We start from the raw sequence: 16,753 nt of genomic DNA, 5'->3' as shown, positions 1-16,753 counted from the left end.
GAAACGGCGCACTCCGGGTGAAGGAACGCTTGCTCCGGGACGGGAACTACCCTGGCGGGGTGAGTACTCCTCCCTCTGGCGCAGGTGACCGGCTTGTCCGCGTCGGCGCGATCGTTTTCTTCATCGGGGCACTGGCCACACTGGTCACGGTGGCTCCGCTGTTCCTCGGGACCGACCCGTTCCCGCCCATCGCGTATGCCTTGTGCATGCTGATGGGCGTGGGGTTCCTGATCGCCGCGGCGGGCGTGGTGCGGTCGGCATGGGCGGGGTCCCCCAAGCGGACCGCGCGCTGACGGGGACGGACGCCGGTTACGCCGGTTCCGAGTAGGTGCGCAGCCACGCCGGGAACCGCGTGAGGTCCGGGAGGACGACGTCCGCGCCCGCCGCCCGCAGTTCGTCGGCGTCGCACGGGCCCGTCGTGACCCCGACCGACAGGGCATCGGCGGTACGGGCACCGCGCACGTCCCCGGTGTGATCGCCGACGTACACCTGCGTGCCGTGCTCGCGCAGCGCATCCCCCTTGCGCTCAGCCCACAGGCTGCCTATGACCTCGTCGGGTTCGATTCCCAGGTGTGCCAGGTGGAGCCTGGCGTTCGGCGTGTGCTTCGCGGTGACGACGATCGTCCGGCCGCCCCGCGCGCGGATCGCGGCGACGGATTCCCGGGCGCCGGGCAGGGCGGGGCTCGGCGTGATCGCGTACGCGGGATAGATCTCCCGGTACCGGTCGGCCGCGGCGGCCACGGCGTGCGCCGGGTACCAGTTCGCGAGCTCGTGCTCCACGGGCGGTCCGAGCCTGCTGACGACCAGGTCGAGATCGATCGGCGTCCCCGTCTCGGCGGACAGTGCCCGGTAGGTGGCCTTGATGCCCGGCCGGGAGTCGATGAGCGTCATATCGAGGTCGAAGCCGACCGTCAGGGGGTGCGGAGCCATGCTGCCCATTGTGCCGAGGGCACGGCCTCCTTCCGCCCCTCGGTACCTCTCGGCCCCACAGCCCCCACCCACCCGTCGGACCCCGGCGCACTCCCCTTAGACTTAGCCAAGCCTTACCTATCCATGCCTCCCAGCTTGCCGATCGGGTTCGATGTCAGCCGCCGCACCTCGCCGCCACAGACGCGCTCTCGCGACGGCGGCGGCCGTCGTGGCGCTGCTGGTGGCCGTCCTGCTCAGCCTGGCCGTGGGGGCGCGGTCCATCGCACCGTCCGCGGCATTCGACGCCCTGCTGCACGGCGGGCACTCCGACGCCGCCGAAGTGATCCGGCAGATGCGGGTGCCGCGCACCCTGATCGGACTGATGGTCGGTGCGGCGCTGGCCCTCGCGGGCACGGTGCTCCAGGGCATCACCCGGAACCCCATCGCCGACCCGGGAATCCTCGGCATCAGCCAGGGTGCGTCCGTGGGCGTGGTGCTGGCCATCGCGTTCGCGGGGATCCACACGCTGACGGGGTACGTCTGGTTCGCGTTCGCCGGGGCTGCGATCGCCTCGGTGGCCGTGTACGCGATCGCGTCGCGCGGGCGCGGCGGAGCGACGCCCGTGAAGCTCGCGCTGGGCGGCGCCGCGATCAATGCGCTGCTGGTGTCGGTGACCATGGCGGTGCTGACGACGAAGGCGTCCGCGCTCGACGAGTTCCGCTTCTGGCAGGTCGGTTCGATCGCCGGGCGAGAGGCTGCGGTGGCGCAGCAGATCTGGCCGTTCCTGCTGGTCGGCACGGTGCTCGTGCTGTCGGTGGCACGAGGTCTGGACGCACTGGCGCTGGGCGAGGACATGGCGAAGGGGCTGGGGCAGAAAGTCGCGACGGTCCGCGTCGTCGGCGGCATCGGGGCCACGGTGCTGACCGGCGTCGGGGTCGCCGCGGCCGGACCGATCGCGTTCATCGGGCTGGCTGTCCCGCACATCGCCCGTGCGATCGTCGGCAGCGACCACCGGTGGGTGCTGCCGATGGCGGCGCTGATCGGGCCCGTGATGCTGCTCGTCTCCGACGTCGTGGGCCGCATCGTCTTCCCGCCGGGCGAGGTCCCGGCGGGTGTGATGACGGCGCTGATCGGGGTGCCGTTCCTGGTCGCACTGGTACGTCGGAAGGCGGTCCCGGCATGAGCGCCACCCTGACCCGGAGCCGGATCCGGCCCGCCGGGTACAGCGTCGTGCGGATCGGGACGCGCGGGCGGTTCCTGCTGCACCGGCGCGCGGCGGCCGCAGCGACGGCCCTCGTCGTGCTGCTGGCGGTCGTCTGTGTCGCGTGCCTCTGTGTCGGCGAGAGCTTCGTCGCGCCCGCCGAGGTCGTGAAGGTGATCCTCGGGCAGCCCTCGCAGAACGAACTGGTCGTCGGGACATTGCGGCTGCCCCGCATGGTCGTCGGTCTGCTGGTCGGCGCGGCCTTCGGGATCGCCGGGGCGCTGATCCAGACGGTCGCCCGCAATCCGCTGGCCAGCCCCGACATCATCGGCATCAGCCAGGGCGCGGGCGCGCTCACGGTCGGCGCGATGACGTTCGGCGTCACCTCGTACACCGTTCTGCCGTATCTGTCGGTCGTCGGCGGGATCGCGGCGGCGGCGCTCGTGTACGTCTTCGCGTGGCGCGGCGGGCTGCACGCCACCCGGTTCGTCCTCATCGGCATCGGCTTCGCCGTCGCGCTGCGGTCCGTCACCACACTGTTCCTGACGAAGGGCGACTATCTGGTCGCCCAGCAGGCCCAGATCTGGATGACCGGCTCACTGAACGGCCGCGGCTGGAACGAGGCGGCGCCGATCGGCTGGACGCTGCTGGTCCTGACCCCGGCCGTGCTCTGGGCGGCCCGCGCACAGCGGACCGTGTCCCTGGACGACGACACGGCGACAGCGCTCGGGGTACGGCTGGGGAGGGTACGGCTGGGGCTCGTCGCGCTCGGTGTGGTGCTGGCGTCCGTGGCGACGGGGACGGCCGGGCCGGTCGACTTCGTGGCGCTGCTCGCCCCGCAGATCGCCCGCCGCATGACGCGGACCGCGCAGATACCGCTGTTCTGCTCGGCGCTGCTCGGCGCGGTGATCGTCGTCTTCGCCGACCTGCTGGCCCGCAAGCTCTTCTCGCCCACCGAGCTGCCGGTGGGCGTGCTGACGGCGGCGGTCGGCGCCCCGTATCTGATCTGGCTGATCATCCGCGGTCACGGTGGTCGTAGTGGAGGCACAGCATGAGCTCGACCCGTACGTCCGACGCCGTCGCCGGGACGAGGACCGGCCGGCTCACCGCACGCGGGCTGACCCTCGCGTACGAGGACCGCACGGTCGTGCACGAGCTGGACCTCACCGTGCCGGACGGCCGGGTGACGGTCATCGTCGGCCCGAACGCGTGCGGCAAGTCGACGACCCTGCGGGCGCTCGGCCGGCTCCTCAAGCCGCGCGGCGGAGCCGTACTCCTCGACGGTACGGAGCTGACCCGGATCCCCACCAGGAACATCGCCCGGTCGATCGGGCTGCTGCCGCAGACCCCGGTCGCGCCCGAGGCGATCACCGTCTCCGACCTCGTCGCCCGCGGCCGCCAGCCTCACCAGCACTGGTGGCAGCAGTGGTCGGACGAGGACGAGCGGGCGGTGACCGACGCGATGGAGCGTACGGACATCACGGCGCTCGGCGACCGGTCGGTGGACGAACTCTCCGGCGGTCAGCGGCAGCGGGTCTGGATCGCGATGGCGCTGGCCCAGGAGACGGATCTGCTGCTGCTCGACGAGCCGACGACGTACCTCGACATCGCGCACCAGGTGGAGGTCCTCGACCTGGTGCGGCAGCTCGCCGCCCCGGCGGCGGACGGCACCCGCGGCCGCACGGTCGTCACCGTGCTCCACGACCTGAACCAGGCCGCACGGTACGCGGACCACCTGGTCGCGATGAAGGCGGGCCGGATCGTCGCCGAGGGCCGCCCCGAGGACATCGTCACGGCAGACCTCGTACGCCGGGTCTTCGGCCTGGAGGCAGTGATCGTCCCGGACCCGGTGACGGGTTCGCCCCTGGTGATACCAGGGGCACCGTGGTCCCCTGCGCGGTGACCCCCTCCGGGGGCCCGTGTTTTCTCGCCCCGGTCCGGGGCGGGGGGGGGTCCGTCCTCATACACCGGACGGCCAACACCTTGCGGCAGTCGGCGGCCGGCGATGGCCGAGGACGTCGGCGGGCGGCGTGCGCCGACGTGGTGTCGGTGGACGCCGCCCTGGGGTGAGGCGAGTTGCGGGGGGTGGCCCGCGTTGTCATGGCGATTATTTCGGGTCGTGGTTGAACTTCGAGGTCGACCAGCGGTAGCCGAGCGCGGCCAGGCCGATGGACCAGGCGATGGCGAGCCATCCGTTGTTGCCGATCTCGGTGCCGAGGAGGAGTCCGCGGAGGGTTTCGATGGCGGGTGTGAAGGGCTGGTACTCGGCGATCGGCTGGAACCAGCCGGGCATGGCGTCGATCGGGGTGAACGCGCTGGAGATGAGCGGCAGGAGGATCAGGGGCATCGCGCTGTTGCTGGCCGCCTCGGCGTTCGGGCTGGCCATGCCCATCCCGACGGCGATCCAGGTGAGTGCCAGGGCGAAGAGCGCGAGCAGTCCGAAGGCCGCGAGCCACTCCAGGACGGTGGCGTCGGTGGAGCGGAAGCCGATGGCGACGGCGACGGCGCCGACGAGGACCACGCTGGCGATCGACTGCAGGACGCTGCCGACGACGTGCCCGATGAGCACGGAGCCGCGGTGGATCGCCATTGTGCGGAAGCGGGCGATGATGCCCTCGGACATGTCGGTGGAGACGGACACCGCGGCCCCGATGACGGTGCTGCCGATGGTCATCAGCAAGATGCCCGGGACGACATAGGCGATGTATTCGGAGCGGTCGGCGCCGCCGCCGCCGATGCCCGCGCCCATCACGTCGCCGAAGATGTAGACGAAGAGCAGCAGCAGCATGACCGGAGTGAGCAGCAGGTTCAGGGTCAGCGACGGGTAGCGCCGGGCGTGCAGGAGGTTGCGGCGCAGCATCGTGGAGGAGTCGCGTACGGCGAGGGAGAGGGAGCTCATCGGACAGTCTCCTTGGGCTGGTTGTTCTGGGCCGGCACGCTGGTGCCGGTCAGGGCGAAGAACACGTCGTCGAGGTCGGGGGTGTGGACGGTCAGCTCGTCGGCTTCGATGCCGGCGGAGTCCAGCCGGTCGAGGACGGAGCGCAGCTCGCGCTGGCTGCCGTCGCTGGGGATCTGCAGCGCCAGTGCCTCGTCGTCCCGGGTGACTTCGCGCAGTGCGGAGGCGGCGGACCGGTAGGTGGTCGGGTCGGTGAAGCGGAGCCGGACGTGTCCGCCGGGGATGAGTCGTTTCAGCTCGTCGGCGGTGCCCTGGGCGGCGATCTTGCCGTTGCTCAGTACTGCGATGCGGTCGGCGAGTTCGTCGGCCTCCTCGAGGTACTGGGTGGTGAGGAAGACGGTGACGCCGCCGGAGACGAGTTCACGGATGATGCCCCACATGTTGTGGCGGGAGCGCGGGTCGAGGCCGGTGGTCGGCTCGTCGAGGAAGATGATCCGCGGGTTGCCGACCAGGGTCATGGCGATGTCGAGGCGGCGCTTCATGCCGCCGGAGTAGGTGGCGGCGGGCTTCTTCGCGGCCTCGGCCAGGTCGAACCGCTCCAGCAGCTCGGCGGCTACCCGCTGTCCCTCGCGCTTGGTGAGGTGGTGCAGGTCGGCCATGAGGAGCATGTTCTCCTCGCCGGTGATCAGGCCGTCGACGGCGGAGAACTGGCCGGTGACGCCGATCGCTGCCCGCACGGCCTGCGGGTCGGCGGCCAGGTTGTGGCCGCCGACGTGCAGCTCGCCGGCGTCGGCGGTGATGAGGGTGGAGAGGATCTTCACGGCGGTGGTCTTGCCTGCGCCGTTCGGGCCGAGCAGGGAGAAGATCGTTCCTTCGGGGACGGCCAGGTCGATGCCGTCGAGCACGACCTTGTCACCGTAGGACTTGCGCAGCCCGTTCGCCGCGATGGCCAAGTTCGTCATGAGGGGTGCTCCTTCAGAGGCTGCGGGCGGTGATGTCGCCGTGGGCGGTGGTCGCGTGGATGTTCAGGCCGGCGGCGGCGCCGTCGGTGTTCTTGAGCGCGTTGTGGATCCGGCCGTAGGTGGTGCCGGCGTCCAGGGAGGCGGAGACTCCGCGGGCGGCGCCGACCGACACCTCGCCGGACTCGGTGCGCAGCACGACCGTGCCGCTCAAGGCCTCGGTGATGCGGAGGTCGCCCTTTTGGGTGCTTAGCTCCGCGGGGCCGCCCAGGCGGCCCACCGAGACGTCACCGGCAAGGAGGGCGAGGCGGGCGCTCGCGACCTCGTCGAGCTTGACCGAGCCCTGCGCGGCCTCGAAGGCGACGTCGCCGAGCCGTCCCACGCCCCGGAACTCGGCGCTGGCCGCCTTCGCCTCGACCCGGGAACCGGCGGGCAGCTGGACCGTCACCTCGATGGATCCGAAGCTGCCCAGGATCCGGTTCTTCGCCGGTGCGGCCTCGATCCGCAGAACGCCGTCACCGTATGCGACTGTGATCTGCTCCGCCGCCTTCACGTCGCGGCTCTTCGAGGCGTCCGCGGGCAGGACCTCGACCGTGGTGTCGGCCCGGTCGGCGGCGATGAACCGGATGTGCCCCGCGGGGATGTCGAGGACGGCCGAGACCGGGGCGGGGGTGTCGAACTTCTGCATCGTGCTCTCCTTCTCCTGCATCGCGCGCCCTTCGGCCCGCTGTTTCCGATGACGGAAAAGCTACGTTGCATTCACAGATTCGGCAACAGAATCGTTGCGTACAATTTCCATTGATGCAGGTGAACGCTGGAAAGTCGTTGCAATGATTCTGAATCTAATGCAACAATCCTCACCTCTTTCGTTGCAATGAATAAGAGGTGAACGCTATACTGGAGACACCACGGACCACGAAGGAGACCGCGATGCCGGGAGGCAGACTCACCCAGCAGGAACGCCAGCAGATCGCGCTGGGGCTGGCCGACGGCCTCGCCTACGCGGAGATCGCCAGACGCCTCGACCGTCCGACCTCGACGATCACGCGTGAGGTGATGCGCAACGGCGGCCCCACCGCCTACCGCGCCGACCTCGCCCACCGCGCCACCGAACACCGCGCCCACCGGCGCAGGCAGGCCGCGCCCCGGGGGTCGGAGGCGCCCCCGCAGCCCCACGGACGCGATGCCGAAGCGCTGCGCGAGTACGAGGAGACGTTCACCACCGTCCTCATGGCATCGGGCCTGACCAAGATGGCGGCCCGGGTGCTGACCTGCCTGTTCACCACCGACGCGGGCAGCCTCGCCGCGTCCGAACTCGCCCAGCGCCTCCAGGTCAGCCCGGCGTCCATCTCCAAAGCGATCGCCTTCCTGGAGAGCCAGAGCCTCGTCCGCCGAGAACGCGACGAACGCCGCCGCGACCGCTACGTCGTCGACGACGAACTCTTCTACCAGGCGACGATCGCCAGCGCCCGGTCCAACGACCAGCTCGTCGAAACCGCACGCCAGGGCGTCGCCATCCTCGGCCCCCACTCCCCCGCCGCCACCCGCCTGGAGAACGTCGCCCGCTTCCTCGACTTCATCAGCGAAAGCATCACCCGCGCCGCCGAACAGGCCCGCGAAGTCCTCCACACCAAACCCGGGACAACCTCAAACGACACCGCCCGACCAAGCCCGGACCACGGATAGACAGCCTCGGCGACCACCGCCGGGACGTCGGCCACCGCCCGGCGCTTGAGGACGGACCCCCCGCCCCGGAGAGGGGCCGCCACCGGGGACCGGGTGGACACACCGAGCCCGTCCGGCGATTGAGGACAGAACCCCGGAACGGGGCCCCGCCTACCCCACCCGCTTACGCGCTCGCCACACCAGGAACACCGCCGACGCCACCGCAGCCGCCCGCACCACCACCGGCCACACCCCGCTCAGCACGTCCCCCATCCCGTCCTCCGGGATCGGCTCGCCCCAGCGCCCGTCCATCCGCCCCCACAGCCAGACCAGGCCGCCCGCCACGGCCGCTCCGGGCAGTCCCATCGCGGCCAGCTTCGCCTCCGCACGGGAGAGCGTGCGCGAGCTGTACGCGATCAGCCAGCCGCCCGCGAGCACCAGCAGGGATCCCGTCACCGCACCGGTGCCCAGCAACCCGGCGGCGAGCAGCAGCAGCGGGTGGCCGAACCGGAACCCCGCCCTCTCCCGGGGCGCACGCCGCCGGATCCGCGGCCGCCACCGCCCCCGCGCACCCTCGCTCCCGCCGTCCTCAGCGGAACCGTTCCCGTCCCGCTCCGCCTCATCCTCGGCAGCCGCTTCCGCTTCCCCCGCGGGCGACGGCGGTTTCAGAAGGGCCGGAATCTCCACCCCACCGGTGAACCCCGGAACCCGCACCCCGTCCCCGAACGGTCCCGACTCGATACGCCACCAGTCGGGTTCGCTCCCGGACGCTCCGAGCTCATCCGTCCCCGCCATGTGCGGCGGCGACGGCCCGTCCCCCCTCGAAGCAGCAGAAGCCGCGGAGGCCCCGGAATCCTCAGGCGCCTCACGCGCCCCGGGCACCCCACCGGCCCCCGGGCTCCCCTCCGACGCGCCCTTGCGCAAAGTCTCTTTCCGGAAGGTTCCTCTCCGCGGGCGTGGGATCCCCCGCGGCTCCGGTTCGCCCCGTTCCCCGTCCTTCGTCGCCTCCGGCAGCATCACGGTCCCGTCCTCCGACCTCGCCGCCGCGGCCACCAGTTCGTCCGGCGTGCCGAGCTTCCCGATGATGCGCCGCACCGCCGCCGGCGTGTCCGTGCCTTGGCTTCCGCGCTGCCGGTCGATCTCGGTGCGCAGTGCCGCCACGAGCCGCATCCGGGCACCCGAGGGCAGCTGTTGCTGCTGGGCCAGGTCTCCGACCCGGCTCAGGTAGTCGTAGACGAGCTGGTCGCTCTCGATCCCCACGCGATGGTTCCCCTCCGGCCGCCCTGCACCGACGGTAGCGCCCTCGGGCCTGTCCGGAGCGACTACCGTGGGACGGATGGGGATGACCACACCACCGCGGACGCTCGCCGAAGCGCTGCGCGCCCGGGACGACGAGTCGCTGGCCGGGCTGCTGCGTGCCCGCCCCGACCTCCTGTCTCCCGTGCCGAACGACATCACCCAGCTGGCGACGAGAGCCGGCACCCGTGCCTCTGTCGTGCGCGCGCTGGAGCACCTCGACCGGTTCGCCCTGCAGACCGCGGAGGCGCTCGCGGTCGCACCCGACCCGGCCTCGTACGACACTCTTCTCGCCCTCCTCACGGGCGACGGCCAGGACGACGGCGCGCAGCGCGACGACGCGGGTTCAGCGATCCGGGACGCGGCGCCCGGAGCCCTCGCGACCTTGCGCGAACAGGCCCTGGTCTGGGGCGAGGATGACCGGCTGCGGCTGGTCCGTACCGCGCGCGAACTTCTCGCACCGTCCCCGCAGCACCCCTCCCCCACCGGTCTCGGGCCGACCGTCGCCGAGGCCACGGCCGGCATGTCGCCGGGCCGGCTGCAGGAGATCCTGGCGGCGGCCGGGCTGCCCGCCACGCACGACCCGGTCTCCGCCGTGGCCGGGCTGGCCGCGCTGTTCACCGACCGGACCAGGATGGGCGAACTGCTGGACACCGCGCCGATGGAGGCGCTCGCCGTACTGGACCGGCTGGTGTGGGGTCCGCCGTACGGGGAAGTGACCCCGAACCCGACCCCGCCCGTGAAGTGGCTGCGCGACCGCGGGCTGTTGCTGCCGGTGTCGACGCGCACCGTCGTCCTGCCGCGCGAGGCGGCGCTGCATCTGCGGGCCGGGCGCGCCCACCGCGTACCGGAGCCGCTGCCGCCCGCCGTCGTGGCGGCCGCGGCCCGTGATCCCCAGTCTGTGGACAGTGCGGCCGCAGGCCAGGCGTATCTGGCGGTGTCCACCGTCGAGGAACTCCTGACGAGCTGGAACGCCGGCGGCCCCGCCATGCTCCGGGCCGGCGGCCTCAGCGTCCGCGAGCTGAAGCGGACCGCGTCCGTCCTCGACGTGTCCGAGCCGATCGCCACGTTCTGGCTCGAACTCGCCTACGCGGCCGGGCTGCTGGCCTCCGACGGCGAGGCCGACGAGCGGTACGCGCCGACGCCCGCATACGACGACTGGACCGAACTCCCCACTCAGGACCGCTGGGTGCACCTCGCGACCGCCTGGCTCTCCGCCACCCGCACCTCCGGTCTGGTCGGCGGCCAGGACGCCAAGGGCCGGGCCCTGTCCGCGCTCGGCCCCGAACTGGACCGCTCGGCCGCACCCGAGGTACGCCACCGCATCCTGGCCCTGCTCGCCTCCCTGGACCCCGGCACCGCCCCGGACCCGGAGACGCTGCTCGCCCGGCTCCGCTGGGAACGGCCGCTGCGCGGCGCCTCCACGTCCGCCGGGGACACCACCGACCTCCGGTCCCGGATCGCCCTGTGGACACTGAACGAGTCCGAACTCCTCGGCATCACCGGCCGCGGCGCGCTCTCCTCCCAGTCCCGCGCCCTGCTCGACTCCGGGCCCGCCGAGGCGGCCGCGCTGCTCGCCCCGCTCATCCCGGAGCCTCTCGACCACATCCTGCTGCAGGCCGACCTGACGGCCGTCGCGCCCGGCCCGCTGGAACGCCCCCTCGCGGACACGCTGTCCGTCCTCGCGGACATCGAGTCGAAGGGCGGCGCGACCGTCTACCGGTTCACGCCCGGCTCCGTACGCCGCGCACTGGACGCCGGACAGTCCGCGGCCGATCTGCACGCGTTCCTCGCCGCACACAGCCGCACGCCGGTCCCGCAGCCGCTCAGCTACCTCATCGACGACGTCGCCCGCCGCCACGGCCATCTGCGGATCGGCGCCGCGTCCGCGTACGTACGCTGCGACGACGAGGCCGTGCTGGGCGAGATCCTCGCCGACAAACGCTCGGCCACCCTGCGCCTGCGCCGCCTCGCCCCGACGGCGCTGGCCGCCCAGATCGACCCGGCGTCCCTGCTCGAAGGGCTGCGCGAGATGGGGTACGCGCCCGCCGCCGAGTCCGCCGAGGGCGATGTCCTGATCACCCGCGCGGGCACCCGCCGCACCCCTCCCCGTACACCCCCCGTGCCGGTCCCCGAGGGCCCGCCGCTCCCCGACGGAACGCTGCTGGGCGCGGCGGTACGGGCGATCCGCGCCGGGGACACGGCCGCCACCGTCGTCCGCAAGGACACCGCCCAGGAAGCCGCGGCCCCGGCCGGTTCACTGCCTCGCACGACCTCCGCCGAGACTCTCGCGACCGTCCAGGCGGCGGCCATGACGGGCTCGGCGATCTGGATCGGCTACGTCAACGCGGACGGCGCGGCCAGCCAGCGCGTCATCGCGCCGGTACGGGTCGAGGGCGGCTTCGTGACGGCGTACGACCACACCGCGGACGAGATCCGCACCTATCCGCTGCACCGGGTCACGGGCGTCGCGGAACTGGCCGAATCCGAAGACGCCTGACAGGCGTAAGAATTGTCCCGTCAGGGATGACGGGACAGCCCCCGGTTCAGCGAGACGAGCCACCGCCAGCGCGGCTGCTCGGTGACCACGGCCGCCGCCGCGAGCAGCGTCACCGGAACGGCCGCCCACACCGGCCACAGCAGCCACGACGAGACGACGGCAGCGCCCAGCTCGGCCAGCACCATCAGGATCGTGGCCCAGCCCGGCACGGCGACGATCACACTGTTCTTGTCACCCGGGGTGGACAGAACGGCCGGCAGGCCGATCAGCGCCACCAGCGACAGCGCGGCAAGCAGCCACGAGTGGCCGGCCAGCACCCAGGGGGTGGTCACCCAGGCGACGAGTTCGGTGGAGAAGCGCAGCACGGACGGTATGCGGTCGTCCGGACGCGCGGAAACGGTTCGTTCCGGGGGCGTTTCCCCGGCAGCGGCATCAGTCACGCACGGACCATGACACGTCCCCCGCCCACGGACACATCCCCCGCCCGCGCGGCGGGCGGATGGCCCAACGTCCCGCCGGCCGACACCGACGCACCACCTGCTGCTCATGCGGCACACTGGACGTTTGGCCGCACGGGCGGCCACCCCCCGTAGAAAGGGCCGAGACGCGTGACCGGACCCCTCATCGTCCAAAGCGACAAGACGCTTCTCCTGGAAGTCGACCACGAGCAGGCCGACGCCTGCCGTCGTGCGATCGCCCCGTTCGCGGAGCTGGAGCGTGCGCCCGAGCACATCCACACCTACCGGCTGACGCCGCTCGGACTGTGGAACGCGCGCGCCGCCGGGCACGACGCCGAGCAGGTCGTCGACGCCCTCGTGCAGTACTCCCGCTACCCGGTGCCGCACGCGCTGCTCGTCGACATCGCCGAGACGATGGCCCGGTACGGCCGCCTCACGCTCTCCAAGGACCCGGTCCACGGGCTGGTCCTGACCTCCACCGACCGGCCGGTGCTGGAGGAGATCCTCCGGTCGAAGAAGGTCCAGCCGCTGGTCGGGGCGCGGATCGACCCGGACACCGTGGCGGTGCACCCGTCCGAGCGCGGGCAGATCAAGCAGACGCTGCTGAAGCTGGGCTGGCCCGCCGAGGACCTTGCCGGGTACGTGGACGGCGAGGCCCACCCGATCGAGCTGGCCGAGGACGGCTGGGCGCTGCGTCCGTACCAGAAGCAGGCCGTCGAAGGGTTCTGGCACGGCGGCTCCGGGGTGGTCGTACTGCCGTGTGGTGCGGGGAAGACGCTGGTCGGGGCCGGTGCGATGGCTCAGGCCAAGGCGACCACGCTGATTCTGGTGACGAACACCGTCTCGGCCCGGCAGTGGAAGCACGAGCTGGTGAGGCGGACCTCGCTGACCGAGGACGAGATCGGCGAGTACAGCGGTACGCGCAAGGAGATCCGGCCGGTCACCATCGCCACCTACCAGGTGCTGACGACCCGCCGTAAGGGCATCTACCCGCACCTGGAGCTGTTCGACTCCCGCGACTGGGGTCTGGTGATCTACGACGAGGTGCATCTGCTGCCCGCGCCCGTCTTCAAGTTCACCGCCGACCTGCAGGCGCGCCGGCGGCTCGGTCTCACGGCGACGCTGGTGCGCGAGGACGGGCGCGAGTCGGACGTCTTCTCGCTGATCGGTCCCAAGCGGTTCGACGCTCCGTGGAAGGAGATCGAGGCGCAGGGCTACATCGCGCCCGCCGACTGTGTCGAGGTGCGGGTCAATCTGACGGACTCGGAGCGGCTGGCGTACGCGACCGCCGAGGCGGAGGAGAAGTACCGGTTCTGCGCGACGACCGCGACGAAGCGGAAGGTGACGGAGGCGCTGGTGCGCAAGCACCGGGGCGAGCAGACTCTCGTCATCGGGCAGTACATCGACCAGCTCGACGAGCTGGGTGAGCATCTGGGCGCCCCGGTCATCAAGGGCGAGACGAGCAACGCGCAGCGCGAGAAGCTCTTCGACGCGTTCCGTGAGGGCGAGCTCAGCGTCCTCGTCGTGTCGAAGGTCGCGAACTTCTCGATCGACCTGCCCGAGGCGACCGTCGCCATTCAGGTGTCGGGCACATTCGGCTCGCGGCAGGAGGAGGCGCAGCGGCTCGGCCGGGTGCTGCGGCCGAAGGCGGACGGGCACGAGGCCCGGTTCTACTCGGTGGTCGCCCGCGACACGATCGACCAGGACTTCGCGGCGCACCGCCAGCGGTTCCTGGCCGAGCAGGGGTACGCGTACCGGATCGTGGACGCGGACGAGCTGCTGGCGGACGGCTGAACCGAGCGGTCCCGCCCGGTCAGTCGCCGAGGGTCAGGAGCAGGAACAGCCCGGTGACCATCGTCAGACCCGGCAGCACCGCGACGGCCGCGGCCGACCAGCGGGCGGCGGCCCAGCGGGGCCGCGACGGGAGCGCCCACGCGGTGAGCGGCCCCGACGTACTCAGGGGCCGTGCCGTACTCAGTGGTCGCGGCGTGCTCGGTGGTCGCGGCGTGCTCGGTGGTCGTGCTGTGCTCGGTGGTCGCGGCGGAGGACGCCCGCCTCCTCCGCGTACTCGCCGAGGACGGCCACGCCGAACGCGGCGCGTGCGAAGACCTTGACGGCGCGCACGGCGTCGCCGACGTGGTGGGTGGGCGGGTGACCGGTGGCCGCGGTCGCGCCGTGCGCGGGGCCGGTGCCGTGTGGGTTCAGGCCGACGGTGCTCATGTAATCCATGGTCCTGCTCCCGTTCCGCGAAGGCATCGGCCCGCGGGCCGAATCCCCGTGGACTTCGCACAGGCCTCCGGTCGCACGCCGTCCCCTACGGGGGTGGGCCAAGGGGTGGACGAAGGGCGGGCCGCGCAGCCCAATTCATTCGACCCGGCCGGTCGCGGTCGATACAATCGCCGGTCTGCCCGCCTCCCGCACCGTGGTACCGGCTCTTCGCCGGCAGCCGGGGGAGCGCCGCCGACCGGACGGAAACCGGCCGACAGCCGCACGCGCACCAGCGTGCGTACCCCGTGATCGATCCCCGAGCGGACCGCATCGCCCCCGGCACGTGACCGGGTGCGAGCCGCGGTCCGCCGTCCTGCGTCAAAAGCCGGAGGCAACACCGTGCCCGCGCACGAACACGAAACCGTCACGACCACCACCGATGCGCTGGCCCGCGAGCGCGCCCATCTCGCCGCGTCCCGCGCCGCGCTGCGGGCCATGCGCGAGGACGCGCAGGCCCTCGACATCCGCGATGTCACCGCGAACTGGGTGAACGCCGTCGTTCTGCAGGCCAAGATCGACGAACGCATCAAGGCGCTCGCCGATCTGTCGCACACCCCGCTCTTCTTCGGCCGTCTCGACTATCTGCACCGGGTCGGTGCGGATCAGACCGAGGGCGCATCAAGAGGGGCGGCGCGAAGCGCCTCGGCCAAGGGTGGTGGTGGGCGACGGGAGGGCGAGCAGTTCTACATCGGGCGCCGCCACGTCCATGACGCCGACGGCGACCCGATGGTCATCGACTGGCGTGCGCCCGTCTCGCAGCCGTTCTACCGGGCTTCGAGGAAGGACCCGCAGGACGTCGGACAGCGGCGCCGTTTCGGCTACACCGGCGGCGAACTGACCGCGTACGAGGACGAGCACCTCACCGACCCCACCGAGGCCGCGCAGACCAGCAAGCTGCTCCAGGCGGAGATCGAGCGGCCGCGCGTGGGTCCGATGCGCGACATCGTGGCGACGATCCAGCCGGAGCAGGACGAGATCGTCCGTAGCGGGCTGGGCGGCACGGTCTGCGTCCAGGGAGGCCCCGGTACGGGTAAGACCGCCGTCGGTCTGCACCGTGTCGCCTATCTGCTGTACGCGCACCGTGAGCGCCTCGCCCGCACCGGCACGCTGGTGATCGGGCCGAACCGGTCGTTCCTGCACTACATCGAGCAGGTGCTCCCGGCCCTCGGTGAGCTGGAGGTGAAGCAGGCGACCGTCGACGATCTGGTGGCGGCACATGTCGAGGTGCGGGGATCGGACGCGGCGGAGGCGGCCGTCATCAAGGGTGACGCCCGGATGGCGGAGGTGCTGCGGCGGGCGATCCGTTCGCATGTGACGCTGCCGACGGAGCCGGTGATGGTGGTGCGCGGTTCGCGGCGGTGGCGGGTGCCCGCGTACGAACTGGAGGAGATGGTCACCGAGTTGCTGGCCCGCGACATGCGGTACGGCGCGGCGCACGAGGCGCTCCCGCAGCGGATCGCGCACGCCGTCCTCGTCCGGATGGAGGAGGCCGGCGAGGCGCCCGACGACCGGGTGCAGAACGCGGTGGCCCGTACTCCGGCGGTCAAGGCGGCTGTGAAGGCGATCTGGCCCGCGGTCGATCCGGCGAAGCTGGTCCTGCGGCTCCTCTCCGACCCGGATTTCCTGGCCGCGCACGCGGACGGACTGCTCACCGAGGACGAGCAGAAGACGATCCTGTGGACGCTGCCTGGAGCCGGTAAAAGGGCAGCCCGCAGCGTGAAGTCGGCGAAGTGGTCGGCGGCGGACGCGGTGCTGATCGACGAGGCGAGCGATCTGGTGACACGTACGCACTCGCTCGGCCATGTCGTCCTCGACGAGGCGCAGGACCTGTCGCCGATGCAGTACCGGGCGGTGGGACGGCGGTGCACGACGGGTTCGGCGACGGTGCTCGGCGACCTGGCGCAGGGGACGACGCCGTGGTCGACGGAGAGCTGGGCGCAGGCGCTGCACCACCTGGGCAAGGAGGACGCCGTGGTGGAGGAGCTGACGGCGGGCTTCCGTGTGCCGAGGGAGGTCATCGCGTACGCCTCACGGCTGCTGCCGGTGATCTCGCCGGGACTCGCGGCAGTGGAGTCGGTGCGTGAGTCGCCGGGTTCGCTGGCGGTACGGGAGGTGCCCGACGTGGCCGGACTGGACGCGGCGGTGCTCGCGGCCTGCGAGGAGTCGCTGACGCGGGAGGGATCGATCGGGCTGATCGCGGCGGACGCGCGGATCCCGGTGCTGGCCCAGGCGCTGACGGCGGCAGGTCACGCGTATCTGTCGCCGGGCGAGGAGACGACGGCCGAGTCGCGGCTGACGCTGGTCCCGGCGTCGCTGGCGAAGGGCCTGGAGTACGACTACGTGGTGCTGGACGAGCCGGCGGCGGTGGTCGACGGCGAACCGGACGAACGCACGGGTCTGCGCCGGCTGTACGTGGCGCTGACCCGTGCGGTGTCGGGGCTGACGGTGGTGCATGCGGCGGAGCTGCCGGAGGTGCTCGGGGGCCGAGCAGCGGTTACCGGGGTCGTCCGGTAGCCGCTTCGTCCTCGAACGCTGGACGGGCTGGGAGATCAAGCCCGTCCGGCGTTCGAGGACGGAACCGGTCACCCCGGTGAGCCCACC

14 protein-coding genes and 1 pseudogene are annotated in these 16,753 nt (G+C 71.9%); 8 read left to right on the top strand and 7 right to left on the bottom strand.

Going from position 1 to position 16,753, the window contains the following annotated elements; all coding sequences use genetic code 11:
* Positions 1-59 precede the first annotated feature (59 nt).
* Positions 60-293 (top strand): hypothetical protein, encoded by a 234-nt coding sequence (locus tag ACGFSA_RS10660; protein WP_393302678.1) that lies wholly within the window; start codon positions 60-62, stop codon positions 291-293.
* A gap of 16 nt (positions 294-309) precedes the next feature.
* On the opposite strand, the gene ACGFSA_RS10655 is transcribed toward ACGFSA_RS10660, so the two are convergent.
* Positions 310-939, bottom strand: a complete 630-nt coding sequence (locus ACGFSA_RS10655) for an HAD family hydrolase (RefSeq protein ID WP_393302675.1) — start codon at positions 937-939, stop codon at positions 310-312.
* Positions 940-1,081: 142 nt separating this feature from the next.
* Here ACGFSA_RS10655 and ACGFSA_RS10650 point away from each other — a divergent pair, with 142 nt between their 5' ends.
* The 3 genes from ACGFSA_RS10650 to ACGFSA_RS10640 are packed head-to-tail and all read left to right on the top strand — an operon-like array spanning position 1,082 to position 4,013.
* Positions 1,082-2,092, top strand: a complete 1,011-nt coding sequence (locus tag ACGFSA_RS10650) for a FecCD family ABC transporter permease (RefSeq protein WP_393302673.1) — start codon at positions 1,082-1,084, stop codon at positions 2,090-2,092.
* Entirely contained in the window at positions 2,089-3,165 is a 1,077-nt protein-coding gene (locus ACGFSA_RS10645) for a FecCD family ABC transporter permease (protein WP_393302670.1), read from the top strand. The genes ACGFSA_RS10650 and ACGFSA_RS10645 overlap by 4 nt, the downstream gene beginning before the upstream one ends.
* Positions 3,162-4,013 (top strand): ABC transporter ATP-binding protein, encoded by an 852-nt coding sequence (locus ACGFSA_RS10640; protein WP_393302667.1) that lies wholly within the window; start codon positions 3,162-3,164, stop codon positions 4,011-4,013. The genes ACGFSA_RS10645 and ACGFSA_RS10640 overlap by 4 nt, the downstream gene beginning before the upstream one ends.
* Positions 4,014-4,217: 204 nt before the next feature.
* Here the strand turns inward: ACGFSA_RS10640 and ACGFSA_RS10635 are convergent, their stop codons facing one another.
* From ACGFSA_RS10635 to ACGFSA_RS10625, 3 genes are read right to left on the bottom strand one after another with little or no spacing between them, the layout of a single operon-like run.
* Positions 4,218-5,009: an ABC transporter permease gene (locus tag ACGFSA_RS10635; RefSeq protein ID WP_393302664.1), complete on the bottom strand. Its 792-nt coding sequence runs from the start codon at positions 5,007-5,009 to the stop codon at positions 4,218-4,220.
* Complete coding sequence (locus ACGFSA_RS10630; RefSeq protein ID WP_393302660.1) at positions 5,006-5,968, bottom strand: ATP-binding cassette domain-containing protein; 963 nt, start codon at positions 5,966-5,968, stop codon at positions 5,006-5,008. Before ACGFSA_RS10630 ends, ACGFSA_RS10635 begins: the two co-directional genes overlap by 4 nt.
* Before the next feature lie 13 nt (positions 5,969-5,981).
* Complete coding sequence (locus tag ACGFSA_RS10625) at positions 5,982-6,653, bottom strand: DUF4097 family beta strand repeat-containing protein (protein ID WP_393302657.1); 672 nt, start codon at positions 6,651-6,653, stop codon at positions 5,982-5,984.
* A gap of 242 nt (positions 6,654-6,895) precedes the next feature.
* Between ACGFSA_RS10625 and ACGFSA_RS10620 the strand changes: the two genes are divergently transcribed.
* Positions 6,896-7,651: a helix-turn-helix domain-containing protein gene (locus ACGFSA_RS10620; protein ID WP_393302654.1), complete on the top strand. Its 756-nt coding sequence runs from the start codon at positions 6,896-6,898 to the stop codon at positions 7,649-7,651.
* A 150-nt stretch (positions 7,652-7,801) separates the two neighbouring features.
* Here the strand turns inward: ACGFSA_RS10620 and ACGFSA_RS10615 are convergent, their stop codons facing one another.
* Positions 7,802-8,890, bottom strand: a complete 1,089-nt coding sequence (locus ACGFSA_RS10615; protein ID WP_393302651.1) for a hypothetical protein — start codon at positions 8,888-8,890, stop codon at positions 7,802-7,804.
* A 76-nt stretch (positions 8,891-8,966) separates the two neighbouring features.
* Between ACGFSA_RS10615 and ACGFSA_RS10610 the strand changes: the two genes are divergently transcribed.
* Positions 8,967-11,426 carry a helicase C-terminal domain-containing protein gene (locus ACGFSA_RS10610; protein WP_393302648.1) on the top strand — a complete coding sequence of 820 codons (2,460 nt, stop codon included), beginning with the start codon at positions 8,967-8,969 and terminating at the stop codon, positions 11,424-11,426.
* Between the two features lie 20 nt (positions 11,427-11,446).
* Here ACGFSA_RS10610 and ACGFSA_RS10605 read toward each other — a convergent pair whose 3' ends face one another.
* Positions 11,447-11,866, bottom strand: coding sequence for a hypothetical protein (locus ACGFSA_RS10605; RefSeq protein ID WP_393302645.1), 420 nt, complete (start codon positions 11,864-11,866; stop codon positions 11,447-11,449).
* Between the two features lie 168 nt (positions 11,867-12,034).
* Between ACGFSA_RS10605 and ACGFSA_RS10600 the strand changes: the two genes are divergently transcribed.
* A complete protein-coding gene (locus ACGFSA_RS10600) occupies positions 12,035-13,678 on the top strand; it encodes a DNA repair helicase XPB (RefSeq protein ID WP_393302642.1) in 1,644 nt (547 codons plus the stop codon).
* 243 nt (positions 13,679-13,921) lie between these two features.
* Here the strand turns inward: ACGFSA_RS10600 and ACGFSA_RS10595 are convergent.
* Positions 13,922-14,104, bottom strand: a pseudogene (locus ACGFSA_RS10595) (hypothetical protein); the annotation flags it as partial.
* A gap of 387 nt (positions 14,105-14,491) precedes the next feature.
* On the opposite strand from ACGFSA_RS10595, the gene ACGFSA_RS10590 reads away from it, so the two are divergent.
* Positions 14,492-16,666 (top strand): HelD family protein, encoded by a 2,175-nt coding sequence (locus ACGFSA_RS10590; RefSeq protein WP_393302639.1) that lies wholly within the window; start codon positions 14,492-14,494, stop codon positions 16,664-16,666.
* The last annotated feature ends 87 nt before the right edge of the window (positions 16,667-16,753 follow it).

The sequence above is a fragment of the Streptomyces sp. NPDC048496 genome (assembly GCF_043200055.1).
GTDB lineage: Bacteria > Actinomycetota > Actinomycetes > Streptomycetales > Streptomycetaceae > Streptomyces.
Note: the sequence above shows the minus strand (reverse complement) of the source record. Positions and strands in the feature narration are given on the sequence as shown.